The sequence below is a fragment of the Prescottella defluvii genome (genome assembly GCF_000738775.1).
GTDB classification, from domain to species: domain Bacteria; phylum Actinomycetota; class Actinomycetes; order Mycobacteriales; family Mycobacteriaceae; genus Prescottella; species Prescottella defluvii.
In genome coordinates, this window is the sequence record NZ_JPOC01000215.1 from 1 (window position 1) to 452 (window position 452).

General features: G+C 68.4%; 1 protein-coding gene. It reads right to left on the bottom strand.

Annotated features, from left to right (window positions below):
* Nucleotides 1-452: methionine adenosyltransferase domain-containing protein (locus IJ15_RS0124540; protein ID WP_031940924.1), on the bottom strand; the 452-nt coding region annotated here is incomplete at both ends.

Below are 452 nucleotides of genomic sequence, written 5' to 3' on the forward strand. Positions count from 1 at the left end.
CGTCCGAAGTGTCCGTACGCGGCGGTCGGCGCGTAGATCGGACGCAGCAGGTCCAGATCGCGGATGATCGCGCCGGGACGCAGATCGAAGACCTCGCTGATCGCGGTCTGGATCTTCTCCGGGTCCACCTTCTCGGTACCGAACGTCTCCACGAACAGGCCCACCGGCGCGGCCTTGCCGATCGCGTACGCGACCTGGACCTCGATGCGGTCGGCGAGGCCGGCCGCGACCGCGTTCTTGGCGACCCAGCGCATCGCGTAGGCGGCCGAGCGGTCGACCTTCGACGGATCCTTGCCGGAGAACGCGCCGCCACCGTGACGGGACATGCCGCCGTAGGTGTCGACGATGATCTTGCGGCCGGTCAGCCCGGCATCGCCCATCGGGCCACCGAGCACGAACTTCCCGGTGGGGTTGACGAGGAGACGGACATTCGAGGTGTCGAGCGGGATGTC